Below are 24,991 nucleotides of genomic sequence, written 5' to 3'. Positions count from 1 at the left end.
CCTCACCTCCTAGCTTTCTCTATTTCTTATCTCTTTTAAAATTATTCTTACGGCTTCTTTTGTTAAGTTTCCATAAGTTTCTTCACCATTTACAGTTTTAACCATCATTACAGGTGCTAAACTGCAACATCCTAAACATGCTACATTATTTAATGTAAAAATTCCGTCCTCTGTAGTCTCACCATCTTTAATTTTAAGTTCTTCGCAGATAGCTTCTTCAATCATCTTGGAACCGTTTACATGGCAAGCTGTCCCTTGACAAAGCATAATTAAATACTTTCCAATTGGCTTCATTCTAAATTGAGTATAGAAAGTTGCCACACCATAAATTTTAGCAGCTTTTATCCCCGTTTCATTTGCAATATAATTGATTACATCCATAGAAAGGTACCCATAGAGATCTTGTGCTTTTTGTAGAATTGTAATTAAACTTCCAGGTACTTTTGCATATTCTTCAAGCACTGGAGTTAATTCAGAAAAGTCAGAGGTCCCTTTAGATCCACACTGACAATTGCTATTTTGGCATGTCATAATTTTGTCCTCCCAAACAAACTAAATATTTTAACTATTTGCATAATTCAATCTATATTAGTTTAACTATATCAAAAAATACTTATACAAACAAGGGGTTGTAAGAGATATTTTGTTGGAAAATTCAGAAAATTAATTATTTTCACTACTTTTTTACATTTTTATAGTTTTTCATTATTTATTGAATTCATAATTTAACTGAAAAAATAAAGCATAAAATTTAAAAGTTTTAATACTATTTACATGGTAATTGTATACAATATGAATAAAATTTCAAATTTACATATATACTAACCATTTTTTATTTTATCCTGTTAATCATCTTTTATTTAAATTGAATGTAAAAAATTAATTTAATACATTTTAAAAAATAAATAACTTGCTTATCCATTAGTAATATTGTACAAAATATAACCCCTAAGTTTAAGCACCTCCTCTATTAATATACACATTACAATTGCGAAAAAACAGATCCCAGTATAAATACAATTTCTTATTAAATGCATTAAAAGTCTGCATTAGTAAGATTTGAAAAATAAAAGCCAAACCTGTAAAAAAATTACCTAATACAAAACAACATTCTAATAATCTATTTATTATGGATGCTTCTTTAAACAATAAGTTTATATCATTATATAATGCAGATAAAAAACAAAGAATATCATTTATAACTGGTATAAACTGTTTATATAAAATAAGTATTACATTTTCTGTTATGCTTAAAGCCATAATCAGAATACAATTTTTACTTATTTTTTCTTTATTATAAAAAAAGACTAATACAATAATAATTATTAATATTAAACTATAAAAAAATTTTATATCTAAAAAACTTATAAAATTATTTTTGAAAGTAGTACTTAAATAAACGGTAATAAGTGAAAAAGCAATAATAGAAATATATTTAAAAATAAGCCTATTCATTGTTTTAAACTTTAGAAATGCAAATAGAAAAGCTACAAAAAGAGAAATAAATATATAATAATCGAATTCTATAAATTCAATATCTTTTGTACTAAAATTAATTAATAAATATGAAACTCCCCAAAATAAAGTTACTAATACTAATATGAGTTCTGCTTTTAATTGTTTTGTCATGGAGCCTCCACATGTTCTAAATTTCTGCAATAAACATTTCAAGTGCTAAAGAAGATCCTAAAAGACCTGTCTTTATATTCTTATCTACATCATAAACTTTCTGTAAAATTTGTTTCAAATGTTTTATACTATACCGTTCTGCAAACATTGCTGCTTTTTTTATTCTAAATTCATGAATACCTAATGTCCCTTTAATTTTATCTAAACTCATTCCATTTCCCTTCATCTCTTTAACCGCTAAAATGAGTTCAAATTGTGTACATATTAAAGCTAATAATCTATAATGACTTGCACCAAAACTCAATTGATTATGAAGAAGATAAAATGCCTCATCCTTTCGATTCTTACTTAAAGCATCTATCAATGCAAAGACATTTGTATTAATATTACCAGAAATAATCTCATTTATATCTGTTAAAAAAATTTCCGGCTCTTCACTATGAGCAATAATTTTTTTAATATCATTGTCCAAATTATATAAAGTATAGTCAGAATCTTTATCATAATAACCTGATAAAATAATAAATTCTTTTATAATACTTGGTTTAGCAATTTTTCCTGCTTGTTTAAATTTTTTTTCAATAAATAATTTCAATTGTTTTTCTTCTAATTGACAAAAGTCATAAACATTGCCATTTTCCGAAATAGACTTATAAAGTTTTTTTCTTTTATCCGGTGCCTTGTCGCTGCCAACAATAATTAAGATGCAGCTTTCAGGTAAATGTTTAAGATACTCACATAATTCTTTTTCATCTTTTTCATTAAAATATTTAGATTTTCCGTCCTCAAGCAACAAAAATTCGTTTAAAAGAACCACTCTTTTTTTAGACATTAAAGAAATAGTTTCGCAATTATTTTTAATGTCTCCTATAGTTACAATTTTACCATCTAATTTACAAAAATCCAAATCCTTATATGATAAATCGACAACTTGTTTTAAAATACTTTCAACAGCCCAATTAATAAGATAAAGTTCTCTTCCATAAAAAAACAGTAAATTTTTAATACCGCCTTCTTTTAATTCTTTATTTATTATTTTATATGCATGCTCTTTCATAGCATCGTTTTTATATGCCATTGATTTCCTTTCCAAAACATTATTGCTCCATTTAAATCATTTCTATATACTATTATACCTGACTTTTTGCATTTTTCAATTACTGCTTTGCTTGGATGCCCAAATTTATTTTTACCCACTTGAATAACAGCCAGTTTTGGAGATATTACATTTAAAAACTCATCACTTGTGGAATATTTACTTCCATGATGACCAACCTTTAGAATATCTGAGTTTAATATATTTTCTTCTGCAGATTCATATATTTTTAAAACTTCTTTTTCCTCATTAAAACCCATATCTCCTGTCATTAAGATTTCCAAGTCTAAATAATGTATTTTTAAAAGTAAGCTGTTCATATTCTCATCTGCATCTTCTTTAATAAGTTCTTTATATTCATTTTCTATTCTTAAACATGGATATAAAACTTCAATCCATATATCATTTTCTACAAATATTCTTTGCCCTTTTGTCAAGTATAACAAATTTTTTTCACTTAATCCAGTATTTTTGATAATATAATCTTGCCTATACTTATTAGCAGCATATATTCCTAATTTTTTTATATTCATTTCCTTTGCTAACGATGCCATGCCTAAAAAATGGTCATCATGAATATGACTAACTAATGCAAGATCTATTTCATCTATGCCATTTTTTAAAAGGTAGGGTAATAAAACCTTCTTTCCTATATCATAATTTATATTTCCTCCCCCATCAAATAAAAGATTTTTACCTTTGGGTGTTTTTAAAATAAGACAATCTCCCTGCCCTACATCAAGAAAAGTGATACTGACTTTACTATAATCCTCCAAAAAAACAATTGGCAAAATAAAAGATATTGTTACAAAAAAAATTGTAATAAAAATTATTTTTCTCCACTTTTTTCTTTGGTACATAATACGAAACCACTCTGACAAACTAAAAAAGATGAAAATATAATAGAGTAAAAGAAAACAAACTGAAGGGCTTACAACATTGACATAACTCATTTGAGATTTGTAAAATAAATCGTTTAACCAAGCCATTATATTTAACATTAACTCTAAACAAACTGCACCAATTCCAAAAATATGCGAAACAAAAATCTCTAGAAAAGGAAATAAAGAAAAAATATAAATAAGAATCAAGCAAATTCCTATTGGTATAATAATACTTGAAATAGCAATAATAGGAATATTTAAGAAAAATGCCGCAATAGAAAAATAATTAAAATAATAAGCGGTATAAGGTATCAATCCCAATTGAATCGTTAAAAGAGGTGATAAATAAAGCAATAATTTTATAATAAATTCAGGACATCTTCCCTCACTTAAAAATTCTATTCTCCTGTTAATCCACGGTAATATAACAGATAAACATAACACCGCCAAATATGATAATTGAAATCCTATACTAAATAAATAATAAGGATTTATTAAAAGCATAACCAATGCACAACTGCAAACGCCTGTTAAAAGATCATACCTTCTGTAAATAAGCTTAGATAAAATATGTACCGTAATCATACATACAGCTCTTACAACAGAAGCTGAAAATTCAGCTAAAGCCGCATAAAATATTAATAATAAAATAGAAATACAACTAAAAAGCCAATTCCTTCTATTTCCCATTAATTTATTAATATATAAATAAACTATAGCAACGTGAATTCCTGAAACACTTAAAATATGAGCAACACCATTACGCTGAAAAGCTTCATAAATATCATCATCAAGTAGGGTTTTATCCCCGAACAGCATGCCCGACAGTAAAGAATATGCTTTTATATCAAGTATACTTTCTAATTTAGATAAATAGCCATATTTAAGAAGCGCTAATTTATTCATGATAAGATTTACTTTGGAATATTTACCTAAATCTCCGTTTATTATTCTAACACAATTCACATTGCTTTTAATGATAATCTTAATTCCCTTTGTCTTTAAATAAAGGCTGTTATCAAAACCTCCCGGATTTCTTTTAGAAGACGGTAACTCAATAACCCCTTTAGCCCTAATATTTCTTCCTGTAATATCTTGTGGAATTTTAACAGCTAATTCTTTTAATACTCCACTTACATTAATAAGAACTTTTTCTCCCTGAGTAGTTTTTACAGTAATTTTACAAAAATTATCATCTTTTATGTTAATAGATAATACTCTCCCGTAAATATATGTACTTTGCCCCTCATTATCTTCAAACATACTTTTTTTACTGTCTATAGTTTGAAAATATAATGAGCTAACTGCAAATACAATAAGAAAAATACCTGCCAATGCATAAATAGAATCTATTTTCTTTAAATAAAGTTTGAAAAATATCCCCATAAGAAAAATGGGAATTAACAGAAATATTTTAACATAAATAAAATATTGTAATGCAATGCCACAAACAAAAGATATAAAAACTATAACAATTGGTCTTCTAAACATAATTCCCCAGTTATATTAACCAATCCTCTTTTTCTCTCATGTATACATTACATTATTTTACATATTTTGTCAATATTACTATAATTTATTTAATCTTCGGGCAAAGAACGGTGCCCTAGACCTATTACGACTTCATTCAAGTGTAATAATCCTATACTCATGAAAATACATACACTAATATGCTCTTTATGTCTGCAAATAGCAACTTTTCCTCCACCGTTAAGTCCTGTGGCTTTAGCTGCAATCTGCATTAATGCTTCCCTTGCTGCACCTGCAATAGCACCGTCTTGAACATGACACTCTCTTGTAATTCCACTCTTACGAGATGCAATGATAGCTCTTTCTATAATAATATGAATTGAATTTACAATATCCCCTCCAATATCAACAGCTGCACCGTAAATCTTTCTTTCTTTCAATTTCAATAGAAGCTGTTCTTCTGAACTTCTGTTAGATGTAATTGCCAATTTAATAGCAGCCCTTGCGACATCTATACTATCATACATATTTATCCACCATACCTCCTATATAAAGAATCACTTATTGTAATATTTATAAATTCTATTATACTATGTTATAGAGTAACAAATCAAATAATTATAACTTCTAATTATTACAAATGTATGATATTCAATATATTTGTTAACACAAATGCTCTATTATGGTATAATAAATTAATTTTTTCAAACACTTACGTTAATAAGGCAGGTGATTTATTTGACAGATAAATTTAATAACGATGAAAAAGAAAAAAAACAAATTAATGATTACTTCGCTGAATTTGATAAAATAAGTAATGAATTTGATAAAAGTAAAGAAGAAAGTATAGATGATCTTGATGATTACCTAGAATTAAAAGATGAAGTAAATAAAAATTTAAATCAAGCTGAAAACCCTACAGCTAAAGTACAAAAAACCCGTGTAGAGAGACTTTGTGAATCAAAGAAAGAAACTCCTTTAGCAAAACTGAAATATAAAATAAACGAAGTAAAAAATAAATTTTCTACGCAAAACAACTCAGAGGATAGTCATAATACGGAGGTTCATATGTCCACAAAAAAGAAAAAAAAGCATACGCTTAACAAAAAGAAGTTTACTAAATTTATACTTGCTGTAACACTAACTGTATTTATAGTTTTATTAGGAATAGTTGGTTCTATTATTGTAACAGCTCCTACAATTAATCCAAATGATATTTATTCTGTACTTACTGAAAACTCAGTACTTTATGACGATTCAGGCCAAGTAATGGATAGTTTGCTTACTTCTGACGGATTGCGAACAAATGTATCTTATTCGGATTTACCTCCCGACTTAGTAAATGCATTTGTTGCTATTGAAGATAAAACATTTTGGGAACATCATGGCTTTAATTTTGTACGTATATTAGGTGCAATTAAGGAACGAATTTTTGAGGGGGGAAAGATAAGTGGTACAAGTACTATAACACAACAACTTGCTAGAAATTTATACTTAGTAGAAACAAAATCTAAATATGATATGACACGAAAAATAAGAGAAGCTTATTATGCAATACTTCTTGAAAAGCAACTTTCTAAAGAACAAATTGTAGAAGCATATTTAAATACTATTTATTTAGGATATGGTGCAAACGGTGTTCAAGCAGCTTCGCAAGCTTATTTTTCAAAAGATGTATCAGAATTAACATTAGAAGAATGTGCTGCACTAGCCACATTGCCGAAAGCTCCTGATACATATGCTTTCATTAAAAAATATGATAAAAGTACAATTGAAGAAAATAATCCAAACATTGTTTACAGAGGTGATAACTTAACATATGTTTATAATGATTCCTTTTCTGACAGAAAAGATCTTGTTCTTGAATTTATGTTAGAACAAGGTAAAATTACTCAAAGTCAATATGATACGGCAATAAAATATGATTTGCGTAATTCCATAGATCCAAATGAAGACACAATTAAAGAAGCATCTTCTTACTTTGTTGATTATGTTATAGAAGAGGTAGTTAACGATTTGATGGAAACACAAAAGTTAAGTGAATCTGATGCTAAATTTAGGGTATATAATGGTGGTCTTCGCATTTATACTACCATGAATTCAAAAATGCAGGATATTATGGAAACAGAATTTTCCAACAACAGTAATTTCCCTCGTGCAGTAAATTTAAACAAAGACAGTGCAAACAATATTATTGATTCAAATGGAAAAGTTCTTTTATACTCATATGATAATTATTTTGATAATAATGGCAATTTTACTTTAAAACCTGACGAATATGAGTTTAAAAATGATGGAAGCCTCATATTATATAAAGGCAAACGATTAAATTTATATAAAACTAAAGTACAAGACGGTATCGATTACAGTATTCAGTTTAAGAATATGTATACTATTGAAAATAGTACTCTCTACAGCATACAAGGAGGAGTTATTCCAATTCCACAGGAATATAAAGATAGAGATTCAGATGGTAATTTTATAATAAGTAAAAAGTTCTTCCAAAAAGAACCTAATTTCTTACAAATAAATTCAAATAGTATTACTGTAACTCCTGAGCACTATACTCTAGAACAAAAAATAATTCAGCCTCAATCTGCTATGGTCATATATGATTTTAAAAACGGTGGTATTAAGGCTATGGTAGGTGGAAGAAATATAAATGGAAGACTTATATTAAATCGTGCAACTGACACTCCAAGACAGCCCGGCTCTTCTATGAAACCAATTGGAGCTTATGGTGCTGCACTTCAAAGTTCAGTAGATGAATTAAATGGTAATAGTTCTGCTGTAAAAAATAAAGATGAATTATATGGTAATTACTGGACAGCAGCAAGCGTAATAAATGATTCTAAAATGACTTACAATGGAAAAGTATGGCCAAAGAATTGGTATAATGGATATCGTGGACTTACAAGAATGCGTACTGCAATTGAACAATCAGTAAATACATGTGCTGTTAAAGTTGTAAATGATATTGGAGTTTCAAAATCTGTGAAATTTGCAAAAAAATTGGGTATAAGCACAATTGTGGAATCCGGATCAGTTAATGATATGAATTCAGCTGCTATGGCTCTTGGAGGTATGACTAAAGGAGTAACACCTCTGGAAATGGTTGCCGCATACGGAACATTTGCAAATCAGGGAATGTATACTACACCTATATCATATACAAAAGTTACAAATAAAATGGATGAAGTAATTTTAGAAAATACATCAACTAAAACGCAAGTAATGGATAAAGGTGTTGCTTTCATAATGACAGATATGATGAGAACTGCTGTTACCGCAGGAATTGCCGGTAATGCCTCTATTGGAACTCAGCCTGTAGCAGGTAAAACCGGTACAACAACAGATAACTATGATGCTTGGTTTGTAGGATATACTCCTCAATATGCTGCCGCAGTTTGGATAGGAAACGATATAAATATAGAATTAAGTCAAGGAAGTACTGCTGCAACAAAAGTTTTTGCTAAGGTTATGAAGCAAGTACATTCAGGTTTGCCTACAAGTTCATTTGTGAAGCCAAATAATGTTATATCTGTAGCAATAGATGCAGACTCAGGAATGCTGCCTAATGGTGGAAATACAATAAATGAATATTTTATAAAAGGAACAGAACCTACAAAAAAAGATAATATTCATACTACTGTAAAAATTTGTGAAGACAGTGGATTCTTAGCTACTCCATATTGTCCTCATTGTATAGAAAAAACTTTTGTTAACAAAGCTTCTTCTTCAAGTGATTCAGCACCTACAACTTATTGTAATTTGCATAATCCGGATATAACAAAGTACCCTATTTCACCAGATGCAACCTTGAATACAGACTTTGATCCTAATAAGAATACAACCGAAAGCGGTATTCAAGAAAACAGCAACAATAATGATAATAATAAGAATGATAACAATAATGTTAATAAAGATGACAAAGATAAAGATATAGATGATGGAAGTAAACCTCCATCATGGCTAGATTTTTCCAACTAACGTTTAGATTTAGGTGAAAATAAAATTGCTATAAGATAACCAAATGCTACTGCTGCAGTTATACCTGCAGCAGTATTTTTTACTGCACCTGTAATAGCTCCTAAAAAGCCATCATTTGAAGCTCCTTCCATTGCTCCCTTAGCTAAAGAATAACCAAACCCCGGTAGAGGAACTGTAGCACCGTTTTTAGCTAAATTAACTATAGGTTCATAAAGACCTAAGCATGTTAATATTGCACCGGAAACCACAAATAATACAAGTATTCTTGGAGCTGTAAGCTTTGTTGTATCCATAATTATTTGTCCAATAATACAAATAATTCCTCCAATTAAAAAAGCATATAAATATTCCATATTCCTAATCCCCTTCAATTTTAATTTTTATTTTTTGTTGTTAATGCAACTGCATGTGCTATTCCCGGTATTGATTCTCCTTGCTGTGAACTAATTGTAGAAAGCAAAGCACCGGTTGATAAAATTAATGCATTATTAATATTTCCTGCTTTCATTTCTTTTATTACATATCCCATAAAAATAGAAGCAGAACAACCACATCCGCTGCCACCTCCATGCGTGTCCTGATCTAAATTAAACATCATTGCCCCACAGTCATCAAATTTTTTTTCAATATCAGCACCTAATCCACTTATAAGATCTTTTGCTATATCCTTGCCAATAAAACCTAAATCACCACTTATAATTACATCATAAAAATCAGGAGTTCTGCCTGTATCATTTAAATGAGTAATTATGGTATCCACAGCAGCAGGAGCCATAGCTGCACCCATTTGATTAGCATCCTTAATACCTGTATCTATAATTTTTCCTATTGTGGCATGGGTTACATATATTTTATTTGCTTCTTTCCCATTAAAAATTTCAATAGGTTTATCATGGTCTGAAATTACTGCGGCACCTGCAGCTGTTGTTGTCCATTGAGCTGAAGGCGGTCTTTGATTTCCATGTTCAAGAGGCATTCTAAATTGTCTCTCAGCAGTGCAGTAATGGCTTGAAGCTCCTGTTATAACATTTTTAGCATATCCTCCATCAATAAGTACACTACCTAAAATAAGGGATTCTGTCATAGTTGAGCATGCACCATAAAGACCTAAAAAAGGAATTGATAAATCTCTGGCCATAAATGAAGAAGACATAATTTGATTTATTAAATCTCCGCTTAAAATTGTATCTATATCTTCTTTATCTCTTCCTGATTTTTGAAGTGCAGATAAAATAGCTTGTTTCAGCATCTTACTTTCAGATTTCTCCCAAGTTTTTTCTCCAAAAGTATCTTCTTCTAATATCATATCAAACCATTTTGCCATAGGTCCTTTTCCTTCTTTTTCGCCTACAATAGAAAAAGAACCGATTATCTGCGGTGTATTTAAAAATTGTAATGTTTGTTTACCTAATTTATTGTTCATATGACCTCCTAAATTTTTAAATAATAAAATAATAAACAATACCAATTATGGTAGATACAAAGATACCGCATACAAGTACCGGTCCTGCTAAACTAAATAATTTAGCACCAACACCTAAAACAATACCTTCTTTCTTATATTCAATAGCAGGTGCTACCATTGAATTGGCAAAACCAGTAATAGGTACTATTACCCCTGCACCAGCAAATTTAGCTATGGAATCAAAAACTCCTATTCCTGTTAAAAATTGTGCACTACAAATTAAGATTACAGTAATAAATGCACCTGATGTTTTTTCATCTAATCCTCTATTTATTAATAAATTCTGAATATATAAGGCTAATACGCAAATAAGTCCTCCAACAATAAATGCTTTTAAACAATTTAAAAAATATTTTGGTTTTGGTGTAAACTGTTTTGCATAATCTTCATAATGTTTTGCAACTTTTTCTTTTTGCTTCTGGTTTTGTTTTTCTTCTTGATTATTCATCTAAATTCCTCCCTCATATGTCTTTTGTTAGTATCTCCAAAAAATAAGAAAAAATAATTTTTATTGATAAAAAAAAACTAATATGAAATAATATTTACATAAAAAAAAATGAGGTGTTAACTAAATGTATACTAATTTTTCTCAAATGTATTCTGTGTTGCAATCTAATAAACCTTTAACAATTGCAGTTGCTGCAGCGCATGATGAAACAATAATCAAAGCACTTATATATGCATATGAAAAATATTCCATAAAATCAATCCTTGTTGGAGATAAAATTAAAATAAATCAATTGATTAAAAAAAATAAAAGTATTTTTTTTAATCCTGAAATCATAGATGAAAAAGACACAAAAAAAGCATCCTACATTGCCGCGAAATTAATTGATGTAGATAAAGCAGATATTCTTATGAAAGGGCTTGTAAACAGTAGCCTTTTTCTAAATGCAGTTTTAGATGAATCATGTAATTTAAAAACTGATAAATTATTGAGTCATCTTTCTGCATTCCAAATACCCGGTCAAAAAAAACTGTCATTTTATACAGATGGAGGTATAAATCTGTTTCCAAATTTTGAAAAAAAAATTAAAATACTAAGTAACGGAATTAAAGCAATGCATGATTTAGGTATAAAAAATCCTAATGTTGCAATTCTTACGGCAAATGAAATTGTAAATCCTAAAATGCCTGCCACAATTGATGCGAAAAAACTTTATAATATGAACCAAGAAGGTTATTTCCCAAAATGTATAATTGAAGGACCCATTTCACTTGATGTAGCATTAAGCCAGGAATCAGCTTCACATAAAAACATTAAAAGCGCAATCAGTGGTATGGTAGATTTATTTATTGTTCCAAATATTGAAGCAGGAAACATGATAGGTAAGGCACTTATCTATTATGCTGGAGCAAAAATGGCAGGAATTATACTAGGCGCCAAATGTCCAATTGTAATGACTTCAAGAGCTGAAACTCCGGAAGGAAAAGTAAACTCACTAGCTTTAGCGTGTTTATTGAAAGGGGAAAAATAATGAATTACAATATACTATGTATTAATCCTGGATCAACATCTACCAAAATCGCTCTTTACAATGGCACTAATTTGGTTTTTAATGACAACATTGAACATACATCAGATGAATTAACATTTAATAATAATGAACTTAAATATCGGGTGAATATAATTAACTCTACCCTTTCTAAACATAAAGTTAACCTTTTAGATTTAAGCGCTGTAGTTGGAAGAGGTGGTTTAATTCCTAATATACACGCCGGTGGCTACATTGTAGATAATGCGTTAAAGCAATTAATTTTAAGTGGAAAACTTTCTCCACATCCTTCTAATTTTGGAGCCTTACTTGCTGATGAAATTGCTTCACCGTTAGGGATAACTGCTTATATTTATGATGCTGTTTCATCAAACGAATTTGATGAAATTGCCACAATAACAGGTTTCCCTGAAATAAAGAGAGAAAGCCTTTGTCATGTTTTAAATATGAAAGCTACTGGGAGAAAAATTGCAGAAAAACATAATAAAAAATATGAAGAATTAAACTTAATAATTGCGCATCTTGGAGGAGGTATTTCCATAGGTGTACATAAAAAAGGCAAAATAATAGATGCTATTCGTGATGATTCTGGTCCATTTTCACCACAAAGATCAGGAAATATCCCTTTAATGTATATTATAGATATTTGTTATTCTGAAAAATTTTCAAAAGAAGAAATGCAAAAAAAGATACGTGGATTTAGTGGCATAAAAGCTCATTTAGGTACAGATGATTGTCGTATTGTAGAAAGAATGATTAATGAAGGAAATGAGAAAGCTAAATTAATTTACGAAGCAGAAGCCTATCAAATTGCTAAGGGAATTGGAGAGATGGCACCAGTTTTAAACGGAAAAATTGATTATATTATACTTACTGGAGGTATGGCTTATTCTAAAATGATGACAAAAATGATTCATAAAAGGATTGAATTTTTGGCACCTGTTGAAATTTCGCCTGGTGAAAACGAAATGGAAGCTTTAGCTCTTGGATGTATGAGAATATTAAAAGGAGAGGAAAAGGCAAGCGTATGGAAGAAAAAATAATATTAGCTTCTTCTTCGCCAAGAAGAATTGAAATTATGAAAAATCATGGTATAGATCCAATTGTAATGCCATCTGATATAGATGAAACTATACCTAAAAATTTAAATATGCAGCAAGCTGTAATGTATTTAGCCTTAAAAAAAGCATTAAATGTGGAGGAAAAATATTTAAAAGAAAATCCTAGTTTAAAAAATAAAACTATTATATCTGCAGATACTATAGTCTTCAAAGATCAAATTATTGGTAAACCTTCAGATTACAATGACGCTGTAAGAATATTAGAAACTCTTAATGGTACAAACCATTATGTGGCTACAGGGGTATGTATTCTAAAAACCAATACCCCTATAAGACAAATATTTTATGAAGTAACAGAAGTTATTTTTAAAAACTATACACATGATGATATTAAAAACTATATTGATTCAGGTGAACCCTGGGATAAAGCCGGAGGATATGCTATACAAGGTAAATGGAAGAAATATATAGATCATTATATTGGCGATTATGAAAATGTAGTGGGTTTTCCTTGGAAGAGAATACAAGAAGAATTAAGAGCTTTAAATTATTAAAATTAAAAAATTTAGTAAAAAAGCCGATATAAAATAAATTAAATACCGATATGTAAAAATTTTACTTATCGGTATTTTTAGATTTCTGTTTAAGCTTTAATAAAGCATATCTATAGATTTTCTTAATACATTTATATATTGTAAAACTAATTTAGAATAATTTTTATGTTTCTATTTTTTATCTTTTTTCAGAACTGCATTAAGCATTACACTTGCTCCTGCTGTACATTGTTCAACAGGGGTATATTCAGGTTCACAATGACTATGCCCATCCTTAGAAGGAACAAATATCATTGTTGTAGGAAGCATATAAGATACAAACTGTGCATCATGACCCGCACCACTATTAATATACTGATTTGAAATATTTAATTCATCCGCACTTCCTTTAACATATTCAACCAATTCTTTATTAAAATATACAGTATCTCTAGCCCAAGCCATCTCAACCTTACATTTACATCTTGCCCATTCTCTTGTTTCAAGACTCTTAACAATATCAAGGACCTTCTGTCTTAAATCTGCATCTTCATGTCTAACATCAATTGAAAAATCAATAAAATCAGGAATTACTGTATGAACATTCGGATGACATACAATTTCACCTGTTGTATAAACTAATTCTGGTCTCCCAAGTTTGTCTATTTCTTCATGTAAGTAGCAAAGTGCCTGTGCAGCTGCATAAAGTGCATCTTGCCTTTTATGCATAGGCGTAGTTCCAGCATGATCCGCTTGACCATAGAATTTGATTCTGTAATTAAACATACCAAGTACGCATGTTACAGCACCAACTTCATTTCCGGCATCTTCAAGAATTGGACCTTGTTCAATATGAAGTTCAAACATAGCTTCATATTTATCAGGACTTAATCGATTCTTTTCATTTCCTTTATATGGAGTAGCATTCAATGCATCTCCGAAAGTAACTGAAGGATCTTGTGCGCTCTTTGATGCAAGCATATCTTCTTTTTTAAATTTTTTTGCTATTTCTTTTGGCAAATAATCATTACAAATAACACCAGAAGACATCATTGCAGGAGGATAAAGAGAACCTTCTTCATTTGTCCAAATCATAACAGTAATAGGATGTCTGTGAGGTATATTCTCAGAAACTATTGTTTCAAGAACTTCCATACCGGTTAAAACTCCTAAAATACCATCATAATTTCCTCCATTTGTTACGGAATCTGCATGAGAAGCCATTACAATTCTCTTTAAATCCGGTTCTGAACCTGGAATAGTAGCATACAAATTAGCCATATCATCACTTTCAATTTCAGCACCAATTGCCTTCATTCTTTTTACAAATTCATCTCTTGCCTGATGAGCTTCCGGAGATAATGAATATCTAGTAATACCACCGTGACCTGCATCACCAAATTTGCTAAATGTAACGATTTTGTCTTCCAATCTGTCTTTGTTACAAGTATACATATTTTGAACCTCCATTAAATATATTTTTGAATTAATTAATTTAGTAAACTAGTTTCATTACTTTCTTATAGCATAACACTTTATTAAAAAAAATAAAAGTCTGATTTTAAAAATAAATTAAAAAATTCTAATTTTTTTAAATTTACAAATTATAACAAAAAGTTTTACCAAATACTCAAAAAATATGTATACAAAATAGATTTTAAGTTTTTTATAACATTAAGCCATAAATTTAAATTCCCTATAAATAGTAATTATCAGCTAATCATAAAAAAATATCAGCTACCTATTATTAAATGAGCAACTGATATTTCTATTCACATTTTTATAATTATTTATTTTTCACATCGATTAAGCAGTTTTTCCCACTTTTCATCAACATATTTCTGTGTTTCTTCAATCATCCATTCATTACCTGGCTTAAACATATGTTTAAACCTTCCCTGTTCCTTTAAAAATACTTCTACAGGTAACTTTTCCTTTGGTTCATAAGTTAATTTCCATTCCCCATAATTAACTTCATACATAGGCCATACGCATGTCTCTACTGCAAGCTTACATATTTTTGCTATATCCTTGGCTTCATATCTCCATCCGCGTGGACAAGGTGATAAAACATTGAGAAATGCAGCACCTTCAGTATAAATAGCCTTATATGCTTTTTCATGAAAATCTTTAAAATTTCCTATAAATGTAGTCTGCGCAGCATATGGAATATTGTGTGCAACAATAATTTCAGTTAAATCCTTTTTGGTCTGAGATTTACCATTTGATATACTTCCCACAGGACTTGTTGTTGCATCAGCAAACATAGGCGTAGCCGATGAACGTTGAATTCCGGTATTCATATATGCTTCATTATCATAGCAAACATATACCATATCATGATTACGCTCCATTGCACCTGATAATGACTGAAGCCCTATATCATAAGTTCCTCCATCACCGCCAAAAGCGATAAACTTATAATTATCATCTATTTTTCCCTTTTTCTTCAATGCTTTATATGCGGCTTCTGCTCCGCCTGTTGTAGCTCCTGCATTCTCAAATGCACTATGAATATAACTATCATTCCATGCTGTATATGGATATAAAAAAGAAGAAACTTCAAGACATCCTGTAGCATTAGTAACAACCGCTTTATCTGTAGGCTCTAAAGCTCTTAATACACCTCTTACAGTAATACCTGCACCGCATCCTGCACATAATCTATGACCTCCGACAAATCTTTCAGGTTTGGAAACTTCTCTTTTTAAATTATAGTTCATTAGTATCACCATCCTTCTCTCTTTGTCCTATATGCCTATAGATTTGTCCTGTATTTCCTGTGAATGCAATCTCATTAAGTTGATCATATATAAACTCAAAGTGTGATACTGTAATATCACGTCCCCCAAGTCCGTAAACATAATTTATTACTTTAGGACGATTCTCAACATCATAAAGCGAAGAACGTGTTTCTGCAAATAAAGGTCCACCGCACGAAGAAAAGCTTTCTGCTTTATCCATAACAGCTACAGCTTTTGTATTTTTTAAAGCCTGTGCTAATTCCTCCATAGGGAAAGGTCTGAATACTCTAATCTTAACCAAACCTACTTTCTTTCCTTGTTTTCTTAAATTATCTACAGCAGCTTTTGCAGTTCCTGCACTTGAACCTATAATTACAAGGGCTAAATCTGCATCTTCCATATAATATTCTTCAAATAATCCATATTTTCTTCCTGATATCTTTTCAAATTCGTCAGAAACTTTTAATATAACTTTTTTTGCCTTTTTCATTGCCTCTGCTTGCTGTTTTTTATGTTCCATATAATAAGGAGAAATATCATATGGTCCTACTGCAAGAGGATTTTCTTTCTTAAGTAAATAATTTTCCGGATTGTACTCTCCAACAAATTTTTTTACTTTTTCATCTTCTAAAAGTTCTATATTTTCTACAGCATGGCTAGTTATAAATCCATCTTGGCAAACCATAACAGGTAGTCTTACTTCTGGATTTTCTCCAATAGGCATAGCCTGAATAAAATTATCATAAACTTCTTGATTAGTCTCTGCATATATTTGTATCCATCCAGAATCTCTGGCACCCATAGAATCGGAATGATCATTATTAATATTAATTGGTCCTGACAGTGCTCTGTTAACTAGTGCCAAAGTTATTGGCAATCTTGATGATGCTGCCACATAAAGCATTTCAAACATCAAAGCTAATCCACACGAAGAGGTCGCAGTAACAGACCTTGCTCCTGCTGCTTGAGCACCTATGCATACAGACATAGAACTATGCTCTGACTCTACAGGAACGTATTCTGTATCAACCTCACCATTTGCAACATATGAAGCAAAATATTGAGGAATTTCAGTGGAAGGAGTAATAGGGAAAGCACCCATTACATCAGGATTAATCTGTTTCATGGCAAAAGCTACTGCTTCATTGCCCGATAATCTTTCTCTTATAGACATTACTTTTTCCCCTTTCCAAAAGAAATTGCTTCAAAAGGACATACTTCAGCACAAATACCGCAGCCTTTACAATGCATAAAATCAAAATCTAATCTTTTATCATTTTTAACTGGAATTGCACTATCCGGACAAAAGGGAACACATAACATACAATGTTTACATTTATCATTAATAAATATAGGAGTTGCAGTTCTCCAATCACCTGTATTTACAAGAGATGCTGTTCCTCCTTCATATATTTCTCCGCCAATAGTCATTTCCTGCCATGGAGTTAATTCATTAATTTCACTTGCTTTTTTTATCATCCTGCATTTACCTCTTCCATAGATTTTCTAAGTGCTTTCATATTACCTTCAATTACTTGAGGCTTTCCTGCAAATTTATGATGGAATGACTTTTCCATATCTTCGAGAAATTTCTCTGATTCAATTATATTGCTTACTCTTACCATTGCAGCAAGCATAGGTGTATTTGGGAAATTTCTTCCTAATGTTTCTTCAGAAATTTTTCTCGCATCTACAGTATATATTTTCCCATTATAACCACCTAAAAGATGACGTAGTTCTCCCGGTTCCTTTTCACTGTTTATAATAACAGCCCCGTCTTCTTTAAGACCACTTGTAACATCTACAGAAGATAATAATGTTTCATCCACAACAACCACATAATCCGGTCCATAAATATTTGAATGAATGTTGCATCTTTCTTCACTTATTCTGTTATAGGCCGTAATCGGTGCACCCATACGTTCAGGACCATATTCAGGAAACCCTTGAACATATTTGCCTGATTGAAAAGCTACATCAGCTAGAAGCAAACATGCTGTTTTAGCGCCTTGACCACCTCGACCATGCCATCTAATTTCTACTATGTTGTTCTTTCTCATTTTCTGTTCTCCTTTTTCTCTGTAGCCTTGGTAAACATTAATACTATTTAAAACAATAAAAAAAGCTTTCATCCCTGTAAAAGGACGAAAGCTATAAAACTATCGCTGTACCACCAATTACTACATACTAACATACGCGTTTCCTATAACGTGGAAAAAACGGCAAAACTTACTGTTATTTCAGTCTGCAACTCAGGAGTGATTTTCAGTTGTTTTTCTACTAATATGAGCTTTCACCATACCTCACTCGCTGTAATGTTTAAAAAACCCTTACTCTCTCCATCTTTGTTTTTATTTTATTAAAATTTATTTTACTCTAATTATTTAAATTTGTCAATAAATATAAAAAAGTTTTTTATATTTTTCCTTTTGAAAACCAAGCAAAGTAAGAATACTATTTTCAATATTTTTATACCATGAGAAACCGTAGCATTTAGAAATTTTAATATATGGAATTAATCTAATAAAGTATTACTCATTAACTAAATTCATTTTAAAAATTTTAAATACTAAAATGCAAAATACCTTATAATAAGCATATATGCTCTATTATAAGGTATTTTATTTATTATTTGAAACAATAATAGTTTTAAATTATTTTATTTTCTATTTATATTATTTTAAGGAAGCTTCAAATAAATCTTCTGCAGAATCCCATTCTTTAATAATTTGTGGAATTACCTTATAAAGGTCTCCAACAATACCAAAGTCAGCTACTTCGAAAATAGGAGCATCTGCGTCCTTATTAATTGCTACAATGATATCTGAAGTCTGCATTCCTGCTAAATGCTGAATTGCACCTGAAATACCACAAGCAAAGTAAATCTTAGGCTTTACAGTTGTACCAGTCTGACCAACCTGATGAGAATGATCAATCCAACCAGCATCAACAGCTGCTCTTGAAGAACCTACTACACCACCAACTTTATCAGCAAACTCTTTGATTACTTTAAATCCAGATGGATCTCCTAATCCTCTTCCGCCTGAGCAGATAATATCAGCATCTGTTAATGATACAAGTTCTTTAGCAGATTTAACAATTTCAATAATCTTAGTTTTGATATCTGATTCAGAAATCGCAACCTTAACATTGACTAATTCACCTTTAGCACCTTCAACTTTTTCTCTTCTCTGCATAACTCCAGGTCTTACTGTTGACATCTGTGGTCTTGTCTTAGGACAAATAATAGTAGCCATTAAGTTTCCGCCGAATGCCGGACGAGTTTGTTTAATTCCTGTGCTTGGATCATTAGGATCAAGAGAAGAAGTATCAAGAGTTGTATTCTTGTTTGCATAGTCAATATAGCTTGATACTCTAACGTCAAGTCTTGTACAGTCCGCAGTCAAACCTGTATTTAATCTTGCAGCTACTCTAGGAGCAAGGTCTCTACCAATGTGAGTTGCACCTAAAAGTACGATTTCAGGTTTATATTCGTTGATTGCATCCACCATAACTTTTGTATATGCATCTGTTGTAAAGTTCTTAAGAAGAGGATCTTCCAATAGATAAACACTGTCAGCACCATATGCATAGCATTCATCTGCCAAACCTTTAATTTCATCACCTACTAAAACTGCACATACTTTTGTATCTTCACTGATTTCTCTTGCTAATCTATAACCTTCTCCGATTAATTCAAGAGCTACATTCATTAGTTTTCCGTTTCTTTGTTCAGCATAAACCCAAACATGCTTATATGCACTTAAATCTACAACTTTGTTATCCTCAGTCTTTTCAATTGCATCAAAAGGACATGCAGCAATACACTGATTACAAGCTGTACATTTTTCATTGATAACTGCTAATTTACCATCCATGTCAATTGCATCAAACGGACAAGCTTTTATACATAATTTACAGCCTTTACATTTATCTTTAATAACTTTAATTGCCATTTTATATTCTTTCCTCCTTTACTAGATTACATGCTTAGCTTTTAAGTTAATTAAAAGCTTATCAGCAGCTTCTTTTTCTGTATCCGCCTCAATCATTACACCCTTACCCTTAGGAGCAGGAGTAAATGATCTGAATACATTAGTAGGAGATGCATCAAGACCTACAGTAGCAAGATCTACTTCAATATCCTTTGCATTCCAAACATTAATTGTCTTATTTTTTACATCAAAGATTCCGCCTATAGACATATATCTAGGTGTATTTAATTCTTTGATTGCAGTTAACATACAAGGGGTTTGAATACTAATTAATTCATATCCATCTTCTAATGCTCTCTTAACTGTGATGTCTTTCATGTTTTTCTCAATTTTAAATTCAGTTACATAAGTAACCTGAGGAACTCCTAATTTTTCAGCACACTGAGGTCCAACCTGAGCTGTATCTCCGTCAATAGCCTGACGACCTGCAAAAAGTAAATCAAATTTACCAATTTTATGAATTGCAGCAGCAAGTGCATTAGAAGTAGCCCAAGTATCAGAACCACCTACTGCTCTGTCACTTACCAACACACCATCATCAGCACCCATAGCCAAACATTCAGCTAACATGTCTTTTGCCTGAGGAGGTCCCATTGTTACAACTGTAATGTGAACATCATCAAACATATCTTTTATTTTTAACGCTTCTTCTAAAGCGTTTGCGTCATCGTGATTTAAAATACTAGGCACGCCTTCTCTAATTAAAGTCTTCTTAACTGGATCAATTTTGATCTCGTTAGTATCAGGAACTTGCTTAGCAAGTACGATAATTTTAAATGCCATTTTTAATTCCTCCTTCTTCTCTTATTTACCAAATACAGATGCTGCAATTACAATCTTTTGAACTTCTGATGTTCCTTCATAGATTTCAGTGATCTTAGCATCTCTCATCATTCTTTCAACTGGATAATCTTTTGTATAACCATATCCACCATGTAATTGAACAGCCTTAGTTGTTACATGCATAGCAGTCTCTGCGGCAAATAATTTAGCCATTGCAGAAGCAGGGCCATAAGGCAAGTGTTTTTCCTTCATATCTGCAGCTTTATAAATTAATAATCTAGCAGCTTCGATTCTTGTTTTCATATCAGCAATTTCAAATTGAAGAGCTTCCATCTGAGAAAGTTTCTTTCCAAACTGCTTTCTAGCTTTCATATATTCAACAGTAATATCAAATGCACCTTGAGCAATTCCTAATGCTTGTGAAGCGATACCAATACGTCCACCATCAAGAGTTGACAATGCAACTTTAAAACCATCTCCAATATTTCCAAGAAGATTTTCCTTTGGAACTTTACAGTTTTGGAAAATTAATTCTGTTGTTGAAGATGCACAAATACCCATTTTATCTTCTGTTTTACCAATTGAGAATCCTTCAAAGTCTTTTTCTACGATAAATGCAGAAATTCCACCTCTAGTTCCCTTTGACTTATCAGTCATAGCTATTACTACAAAAGTTTCAGCATATCCGCCATTTGTAATAAACACTTTTGATCCATTTAATAGCCAGTGGTCTCCCATATCAATGGCTCTAGTCTGCTGTCCACCAGCATCTGTACCTGCATTAGGTTCTGTTAAACCGAAAGCTCCTAGTTTTTCACCCTTTAGTAGTGGTGGTAAATATTTTGCTTTCTGCTCATCTGTCCCCCAAGCAAAAATTGGCCAGCAGCAAAGAGATGTATGAGCTGAACAGATTACTCCTGTTGATGCACATACTCTTGATAATTCTTCAACTGTGATTGCATATGAAATATAATCTCCACCTGCACCACCTAACTCTGTTGGGAATGGTACTCCAAGTAAACCATAGTCAGCCATCTTTTTTACTGTTTCTTCAGGGAATCTGTGCTCTTTGTCAATATCAGCAGCTATTGGTTCCGCTTCGGTAACAGCAAACTCTCTTACCATTTTTCTTACCATTTCTTGTTCTTTCGATAGTTGAAAGTTCATGTAAACGCCTCCTTAAATTATTTCTAATTGATGCACCCTATTTCAGGTGTAGATGTCTTTGTTTTATTTTGTAACTAAATTTTGTTACAATTTTAACAGCATATAAGAAAATTAAACTACATTATTCGACTTTTTGCAAGTGTTTTTAACTTAAAACATATGATTTTTCTATGTTTTTTTGTGTATTTCACGCCTGAATATTCAGACGTTTCTGGCACTTTAAATATTTGCCTTGATTACTTTCTTAAATCTATGGTAAGATTAAATAAATAAAATTTTTTTATTAACTCCAAAGGAGGGACAATATGAAAAAAAATTCAAAACTATTTGTTGTTTTATTAACATTAATTCTAATTTTGGGAACTTTTTCAGCATGCAAAGATAAGGAAGAATCTGAAGTAAAAGATCTACCTAAAGTTCCTGATGAAGTTCAAGAAGTAAAAGACAAAGTAGTAAATTATGCCACAGATTATGCTCTTCAGCTCAACGGAGAATTCGGAGATCAACTTAATGCTTTAATTGCATCAAATCAGGGAAAAGACTATTTAGAATACTCCAATATGCTTGAAAAATTAAAATCTATCCAAAATGAAATCGAGGCCTATCAAGTTTATACATTGATTGATGCAGATAAAAACGATGAGAATTATAATGTCATTATTAATACTGATAAAGATACTGATGAAGATACTGATGAAGATACTGATGATTTCATGAAAGCTTACAAACTTGAAGGAGCTATTACTGATGCAACAAATGGGTATCCTACTGCATCACTATCCGCTTGGAATAACAATAATAATCAACTTTGCTGGTCAGCATATGCACCTATTTATGATAGTAATGGAAATATTACGGCGATACTTGGTATTGATTATCCATGTCCTGAAATTAAAGATTATCCAGAATGGAACCGTGACAGCGACCAATGGAACAAAATGCATTACTAGAAAAAGTCAAAATCAAAAGGTGGTATAATATCCACCTTTTATTTTTCACTTATTCCATCTCTTTTTTTAATGTCAGTAAAACTCTTTTCTCTATTCGTGATACTTGCACCTGAGAAATTCCAATGACATTTGCTATTTGCTGCTGTGTCATATCTTTAAAATATCTAAGTACAATAATTTGTCTTTCTTTTTCTGCTAAACTTCCGATTATGCTCTTTAAACTTATCATATCGATTTGCCGGTCTTCTATCTCTGTATATTGTTCTTTTCCTTGTCTTTCCTGCCTATCAGGGTCATCTAGGCTTTCCAAATTGTTCAAAGCATCTTTAGCATCCATAAGCATAAGAATATTATCACTGTCTGTTTCCATTAACTTGGATAACTCACTAATTTTAGGTTGTCTTCCATTTTCATTATAAAACTTTTCTTGAAAATGATTCATAGATTTAATATCTTGCTTTATTTGTCTGCTTACTTTAATTCTTCCATCATCTCTTATATATCTCTTTATTTCACCTAAAATCATTGGAACAGCGTATGTAGAAAACATAACATCATAACTCATATCAAATCTGTCAATTGCCTTTAAAAGTCCTATAAAACCAATTTGAAGCAGATCTTCAAGCTCATAACCAATTCCAACAAATTTAAGTGCAATATTTTTAACTAATCCAGTATTTTGATTAACTAATTGTTCTTTTGCTTCTTCATTTCCACTTTTTGCTTCATGAATCAAATTATATGTATCTTCTTTGCTTATGGCCGTATAATTACAGCTCATATACTATATCCAGCTTTTTAATCATTGTGACCCTTGTTCCCTCACCTTTTACCGATTCAACTTCTAGTCTGTCCATAAAGCTTTCCATTACTGTAAAGCCCATTCCTGAACGTTCTTCATCTGATTTTGATGTAAATAAAGGTTCCTTTGCCTTTTCAATATTTTCAATTCCCACACCTTCATCAGTAACAGAAATAATAACATTTCTGTCTTCATCTGTCCAACATTCAACTTGAATAATTCCTTTTTCATCTTCTTTGTACGCATGAATAATGCAATTACTTACAGCTTCTGATACAGCTGTTCTTATTTCTGTAAGTTCTTCTAGCGTCGGATCCAATGTAGCTACAAAAGCAGCTACTGAAATCCTTGCAAATCCTTCATTCTGAGATTTATTTAAAAATTTCAGCTTCATTTTATTGTCAAAACTCTTATCATCTACCTTCGACTGTAACATTTACTGCACCCCCTCTGTATTTACTTTTTCGTTAACTTTATTTTTAACAACCTTTAAGGCTTCATTAACATTATTGTACTTAGGTGCAATAGTATATATACCCGACATATTTAAAATTCGGTCTATATACGAGCTACATCCGGATACCATCACTCTACCGCCTAATTCTTTCATTTTATTATATCTTCCCATCACTACGCCAATTCCTGAGCTATCCATAAAAGAAACTTTCTTAAAATTAAAAATTAAATGTTTACAATGAAAATTATCAATCTTTTTATCTATTTCTTCTCGAATTTGAGCTGCTGTATGATGATCAAGCTCACCATCAAGACTTGCTATTAATATTTCATCTGTTATCTCAAAACTTACATGCATAGTTTTCCTCCTTTGTACGTGTAAAACTATATATTTAACCCTCTCTATAAATTATACAACTGTGTCATGAGCATGTCTTTAAGAGAATAAGATGAATCTGTTCTATTTTTGT

The 24,991-nt window shown here is 31.0% G+C and carries 24 protein-coding genes; 5 read left to right on the top strand and 19 right to left on the bottom strand.

Features of this window, described 5'->3' with window-relative positions; all coding sequences use genetic code 11:
• Positions 1 to 9 precede the first annotated feature (9 nt).
• The 5 genes from nuoE to K292_RS0100250 all read right to left on the bottom strand — a co-directional run bounded on the left by nuoE (position 10) and on the right by K292_RS0100250 (position 5,606).
• A complete protein-coding gene (gene nuoE / locus K292_RS0100270; RefSeq protein WP_027398153.1) occupies positions 10 to 531 on the bottom strand; it encodes an NADH-quinone oxidoreductase subunit NuoE in 522 nt (173 codons plus the stop codon).
• A 423-nt stretch (positions 532 to 954) separates the two neighbouring features.
• Entirely contained in the window at positions 955 to 1,629 is a 675-nt protein-coding gene (locus K292_RS18950) for a hypothetical protein (protein WP_027398152.1), read from the bottom strand.
• A gap of 16 nt (positions 1,630 to 1,645) precedes the next feature.
• Positions 1,646 to 2,707, bottom strand: coding sequence for a DNA polymerase III subunit delta (gene holA / locus K292_RS0100260; RefSeq protein WP_027398151.1), 1,062 nt, complete (start codon positions 2,705 to 2,707; stop codon positions 1,646 to 1,648).
• Positions 2,683 to 5,100 (bottom strand): DNA internalization-related competence protein ComEC/Rec2, encoded by a 2,418-nt coding sequence (locus tag K292_RS0100255; protein WP_027398150.1) that lies wholly within the window; start codon positions 5,098 to 5,100, stop codon positions 2,683 to 2,685. The genes holA and K292_RS0100255 overlap by 25 nt, the downstream gene beginning before the upstream one ends.
• 89 nt (positions 5,101 to 5,189) lie before the next feature.
• Positions 5,190 to 5,606, bottom strand: a complete 417-nt coding sequence (locus tag K292_RS0100250; protein WP_037372078.1) for a HutP family protein — start codon at positions 5,604 to 5,606, stop codon at positions 5,190 to 5,192.
• Between the two features lie 211 nt (positions 5,607 to 5,817).
• Here K292_RS0100250 and K292_RS17570 point away from each other — a divergent pair, with 211 nt between their 5' ends.
• The gene (locus K292_RS17570) at positions 5,818 to 9,069 is read left to right on the top strand and encodes a transglycosylase domain-containing protein (protein ID WP_027398148.1); all 3,252 of its coding nucleotides are present in this window, start codon (positions 5,818 to 5,820) and stop codon (positions 9,067 to 9,069) included.
• On the opposite strand, the gene spoVAE is transcribed toward K292_RS17570, so the two are convergent.
• From spoVAE to spoVAC, 3 genes are read right to left on the bottom strand one after another with little or no spacing between them, the layout of a single operon-like run.
• Positions 9,066 to 9,422, bottom strand: a complete 357-nt coding sequence (gene spoVAE, locus K292_RS0100240) for a stage V sporulation protein AE (protein ID WP_027398147.1) — start codon at positions 9,420 to 9,422, stop codon at positions 9,066 to 9,068. The genes K292_RS17570 and spoVAE overlap by 4 nt on opposite strands.
• A 20-nt stretch (positions 9,423 to 9,442) precedes the next feature.
• Positions 9,443 to 10,492, bottom strand: coding sequence for a stage V sporulation protein AD (gene spoVAD / locus K292_RS0100235; RefSeq protein ID WP_027398146.1), 1,050 nt, complete (start codon positions 10,490 to 10,492; stop codon positions 9,443 to 9,445).
• Between the two features lie 16 nt (positions 10,493 to 10,508).
• Positions 10,509 to 10,982, bottom strand: a complete 474-nt coding sequence (gene spoVAC, locus K292_RS0100230) for a stage V sporulation protein AC (protein ID WP_027398145.1) — start codon at positions 10,980 to 10,982, stop codon at positions 10,509 to 10,511.
• Between the two features lie 124 nt (positions 10,983 to 11,106).
• On the opposite strand from spoVAC, the gene K292_RS0100225 reads away from it, so the two are divergent.
• Genes K292_RS0100225 through K292_RS0100215 form a run of 3 tightly spaced genes read left to right on the top strand, consistent with a single transcriptional unit; the run spans position 11,107 to position 13,645 of the window.
• Entirely contained in the window at positions 11,107 to 12,012 is a 906-nt protein-coding gene (locus K292_RS0100225; protein ID WP_027398144.1) for a phosphate acyltransferase, read from the top strand.
• Entirely contained in the window at positions 12,012 to 13,073 is a 1,062-nt protein-coding gene (gene buk, locus K292_RS0100220; RefSeq protein WP_027398143.1) for a butyrate kinase, read from the top strand. Before K292_RS0100225 ends, buk begins: the two co-directional genes overlap by 1 nt.
• Positions 13,058 to 13,645, top strand: coding sequence for a Maf family protein (locus tag K292_RS0100215; protein ID WP_037372077.1), 588 nt, complete (start codon positions 13,058 to 13,060; stop codon positions 13,643 to 13,645). Before buk ends, K292_RS0100215 begins: the two co-directional genes overlap by 16 nt.
• Before the next feature lie 171 nt (positions 13,646 to 13,816).
• Here K292_RS0100215 and K292_RS0100210 read toward each other — a convergent pair whose 3' ends face one another.
• The 8 genes from K292_RS0100210 to K292_RS0100175 all read right to left on the bottom strand — a co-directional run bounded on the left by K292_RS0100210 (position 13,817) and on the right by K292_RS0100175 (position 22,313).
• A complete protein-coding gene (locus K292_RS0100210) occupies positions 13,817 to 15,079 on the bottom strand; it encodes a Zn-dependent hydrolase (RefSeq protein WP_027398141.1) in 1,263 nt (420 codons plus the stop codon).
• A gap of 335 nt (positions 15,080 to 15,414) precedes the next feature.
• Positions 15,415 to 16,347, bottom strand: a complete 933-nt coding sequence (locus K292_RS0100205) for a thiamine pyrophosphate-dependent enzyme (protein ID WP_027398140.1) — start codon at positions 16,345 to 16,347, stop codon at positions 15,415 to 15,417.
• Positions 16,337 to 17,542, bottom strand: a complete 1,206-nt coding sequence (locus tag K292_RS0100200; protein WP_027398139.1) for a transketolase C-terminal domain-containing protein — start codon at positions 17,540 to 17,542, stop codon at positions 16,337 to 16,339. Before K292_RS0100200 ends, K292_RS0100205 begins: the two co-directional genes overlap by 11 nt.
• Entirely contained in the window at positions 17,542 to 17,847 is a 306-nt protein-coding gene (locus tag K292_RS0100195; protein WP_027398138.1) for a 4Fe-4S binding protein, read from the bottom strand. Before K292_RS0100195 ends, K292_RS0100200 begins: the two co-directional genes overlap by 1 nt.
• Positions 17,844 to 18,428 carry a 2-oxoacid:acceptor oxidoreductase family protein gene (locus K292_RS0100190; RefSeq protein ID WP_027398137.1) on the bottom strand — a complete coding sequence of 195 codons (585 nt, stop codon included), beginning with the start codon at positions 18,426 to 18,428 and terminating at the stop codon, positions 17,844 to 17,846. The genes K292_RS0100195 and K292_RS0100190 overlap by 4 nt, the downstream gene beginning before the upstream one ends.
• 615 nt (positions 18,429 to 19,043) lie before the next feature.
• Positions 19,044 to 20,324 carry an electron transfer flavoprotein subunit alpha gene (locus tag K292_RS0100185; protein WP_027398136.1) on the bottom strand — a complete coding sequence of 427 codons (1,281 nt, stop codon included), beginning with the start codon at positions 20,322 to 20,324 and terminating at the stop codon, positions 19,044 to 19,046.
• A gap of 21 nt (positions 20,325 to 20,345) precedes the next feature.
• The gene (locus tag K292_RS0100180) at positions 20,346 to 21,146 is read right to left on the bottom strand and encodes an electron transfer flavoprotein subunit beta/FixA family protein (protein ID WP_027398135.1); all 801 of its coding nucleotides are present in this window, start codon (positions 21,144 to 21,146) and stop codon (positions 20,346 to 20,348) included.
• A 21-nt stretch (positions 21,147 to 21,167) separates the two neighbouring features.
• On the bottom strand, positions 21,168 to 22,313 hold the full coding sequence (locus K292_RS0100175) for an acyl-CoA dehydrogenase (protein ID WP_027398134.1): 1,146 nt from the start codon (positions 22,311 to 22,313) through the stop codon (positions 21,168 to 21,170).
• Positions 22,314 to 22,618: 305 nt separating this feature from the next.
• Between K292_RS0100175 and K292_RS0100170 the strand changes: the two genes are divergently transcribed.
• Entirely contained in the window at positions 22,619 to 23,263 is a 645-nt protein-coding gene (locus K292_RS0100170) for a hypothetical protein (protein WP_027398133.1), read from the top strand.
• Between the two features lie 49 nt (positions 23,264 to 23,312).
• On the opposite strand, the gene K292_RS0100165 is transcribed toward K292_RS0100170, so the two are convergent.
• Genes K292_RS0100165 through spoIIAA form a run of 3 tightly spaced genes read right to left on the bottom strand, consistent with a single transcriptional unit; the run spans position 23,313 to position 24,879 of the window.
• The gene (locus tag K292_RS0100165; protein WP_027398132.1) at positions 23,313 to 24,044 is read right to left on the bottom strand and encodes a sigma-70 family RNA polymerase sigma factor; all 732 of its coding nucleotides are present in this window, start codon (positions 24,042 to 24,044) and stop codon (positions 23,313 to 23,315) included.
• Positions 24,034 to 24,501 carry an anti-sigma F factor gene (gene spoIIAB / locus K292_RS0100160; protein ID WP_037372074.1) on the bottom strand — a complete coding sequence of 156 codons (468 nt, stop codon included), beginning with the start codon at positions 24,499 to 24,501 and terminating at the stop codon, positions 24,034 to 24,036. The genes K292_RS0100165 and spoIIAB overlap by 11 nt, the downstream gene beginning before the upstream one ends.
• On the bottom strand, positions 24,502 to 24,879 hold the full coding sequence (gene spoIIAA / locus K292_RS15410; RefSeq protein WP_051280073.1) for an anti-sigma F factor antagonist: 378 nt from the start codon (positions 24,877 to 24,879) through the stop codon (positions 24,502 to 24,504). It abuts the gene before it with no gap.
• Between the last annotated feature and the right edge of the window lie 112 nt (positions 24,880 to 24,991).

The organism is Anaerovorax odorimutans DSM 5092, assembly GCF_000426305.1.
Taxonomy (GTDB): Bacteria; Bacillota; Clostridia; order Peptostreptococcales; family Anaerovoracaceae; genus Anaerovorax; species Anaerovorax odorimutans.
This window is presented reverse-complemented; position numbering and strand designations above follow the sequence as displayed.

What these genes read in the sequence shown, in the direction of transcription:
- spoVAD (WP_027398146.1), bottom strand. Translation starts at nt 10,492, where the DNA reads ATGAACAATAAATTAGGTAAACAAACATTACAATTTTTAAATACACCG.
- K292_RS0100175 (WP_027398134.1), bottom strand. Translation starts at nt 22,313, where the DNA reads ATGAACTTTCAACTATCGAAAGAACAAGAAATGGTAAGAAAAATGGTA.
- K292_RS0100195 (WP_027398138.1), bottom strand. Translation starts at nt 17,847, where the DNA reads ATGATAAAAAAAGCAAGTGAAATTAATGAATTAACTCCATGGCAGGAA.
- K292_RS0100255 (WP_027398150.1), bottom strand. Translation starts at nt 5,100, where the DNA reads ATGTTTAGAAGACCAATTGTTATAGTTTTTATATCTTTTGTTTGTGGC.
- K292_RS0100215 (WP_037372077.1), top strand. Translation starts at nt 13,058, where the DNA reads ATGGAAGAAAAAATAATATTAGCTTCTTCTTCGCCAAGAAGAATTGAA.
- buk (WP_027398143.1), top strand. Translation starts at nt 12,012, where the DNA reads ATGAATTACAATATACTATGTATTAATCCTGGATCAACATCTACCAAA.
- spoIIAB (WP_037372074.1), bottom strand. Translation starts at nt 24,501, where the DNA reads ATGTTACAGTCGAAGGTAGATGATAAGAGTTTTGACAATAAAATGAAG.
- K292_RS0100205 (WP_027398140.1), bottom strand. Translation starts at nt 16,347, where the DNA reads ATGAACTATAATTTAAAAAGAGAAGTTTCCAAACCTGAAAGATTTGTC.
- K292_RS0100250 (WP_037372078.1), bottom strand. Translation starts at nt 5,606, where the DNA reads ATGTATGATAGTATAGATGTCGCAAGGGCTGCTATTAAATTGGCAATT.
- K292_RS0100200 (WP_027398139.1), bottom strand. Translation starts at nt 17,542, where the DNA reads ATGTCTATAAGAGAAAGATTATCGGGCAATGAAGCAGTAGCTTTTGCC.
- nuoE (WP_027398153.1), bottom strand. Translation starts at nt 531, where the DNA reads ATGACATGCCAAAATAGCAATTGTCAGTGTGGATCTAAAGGGACCTCT.
- K292_RS0100170 (WP_027398133.1), top strand. Translation starts at nt 22,619, where the DNA reads ATGAAAAAAAATTCAAAACTATTTGTTGTTTTATTAACATTAATTCTA.
- K292_RS18950 (WP_027398152.1), bottom strand. Translation starts at nt 1,629, where the DNA reads ATGACAAAACAATTAAAAGCAGAACTCATATTAGTATTAGTAACTTTA.
- K292_RS0100185 (WP_027398136.1), bottom strand. Translation starts at nt 20,324, where the DNA reads ATGGCAATTAAAGTTATTAAAGATAAATGTAAAGGCTGTAAATTATGT.
- spoVAC (WP_027398145.1), bottom strand. Translation starts at nt 10,982, where the DNA reads ATGAATAATCAAGAAGAAAAACAAAACCAGAAGCAAAAAGAAAAAGTT.
- spoIIAA (WP_051280073.1), bottom strand. Translation starts at nt 24,879, where the DNA reads ATGCATGTAAGTTTTGAGATAACAGATGAAATATTAATAGCAAGTCTT.
- K292_RS0100190 (WP_027398137.1), bottom strand. Translation starts at nt 18,428, where the DNA reads ATGAGAAAGAACAACATAGTAGAAATTAGATGGCATGGTCGAGGTGGT.
- spoVAE (WP_027398147.1), bottom strand. Translation starts at nt 9,422, where the DNA reads ATGGAATATTTATATGCTTTTTTAATTGGAGGAATTATTTGTATTATT.
- K292_RS0100180 (WP_027398135.1), bottom strand. Translation starts at nt 21,146, where the DNA reads ATGGCATTTAAAATTATCGTACTTGCTAAGCAAGTTCCTGATACTAAC.
- holA (WP_027398151.1), bottom strand. Translation starts at nt 2,707, where the DNA reads ATGGCATATAAAAACGATGCTATGAAAGAGCATGCATATAAAATAATA.
- K292_RS0100165 (WP_027398132.1), bottom strand. Translation starts at nt 24,044, where the DNA reads ATGAGCTGTAATTATACGGCCATAAGCAAAGAAGATACATATAATTTG.
- K292_RS0100225 (WP_027398144.1), top strand. Translation starts at nt 11,107, where the DNA reads ATGTATACTAATTTTTCTCAAATGTATTCTGTGTTGCAATCTAATAAA.
- K292_RS0100210 (WP_027398141.1), bottom strand. Translation starts at nt 15,079, where the DNA reads ATGTATACTTGTAACAAAGACAGATTGGAAGACAAAATCGTTACATTT.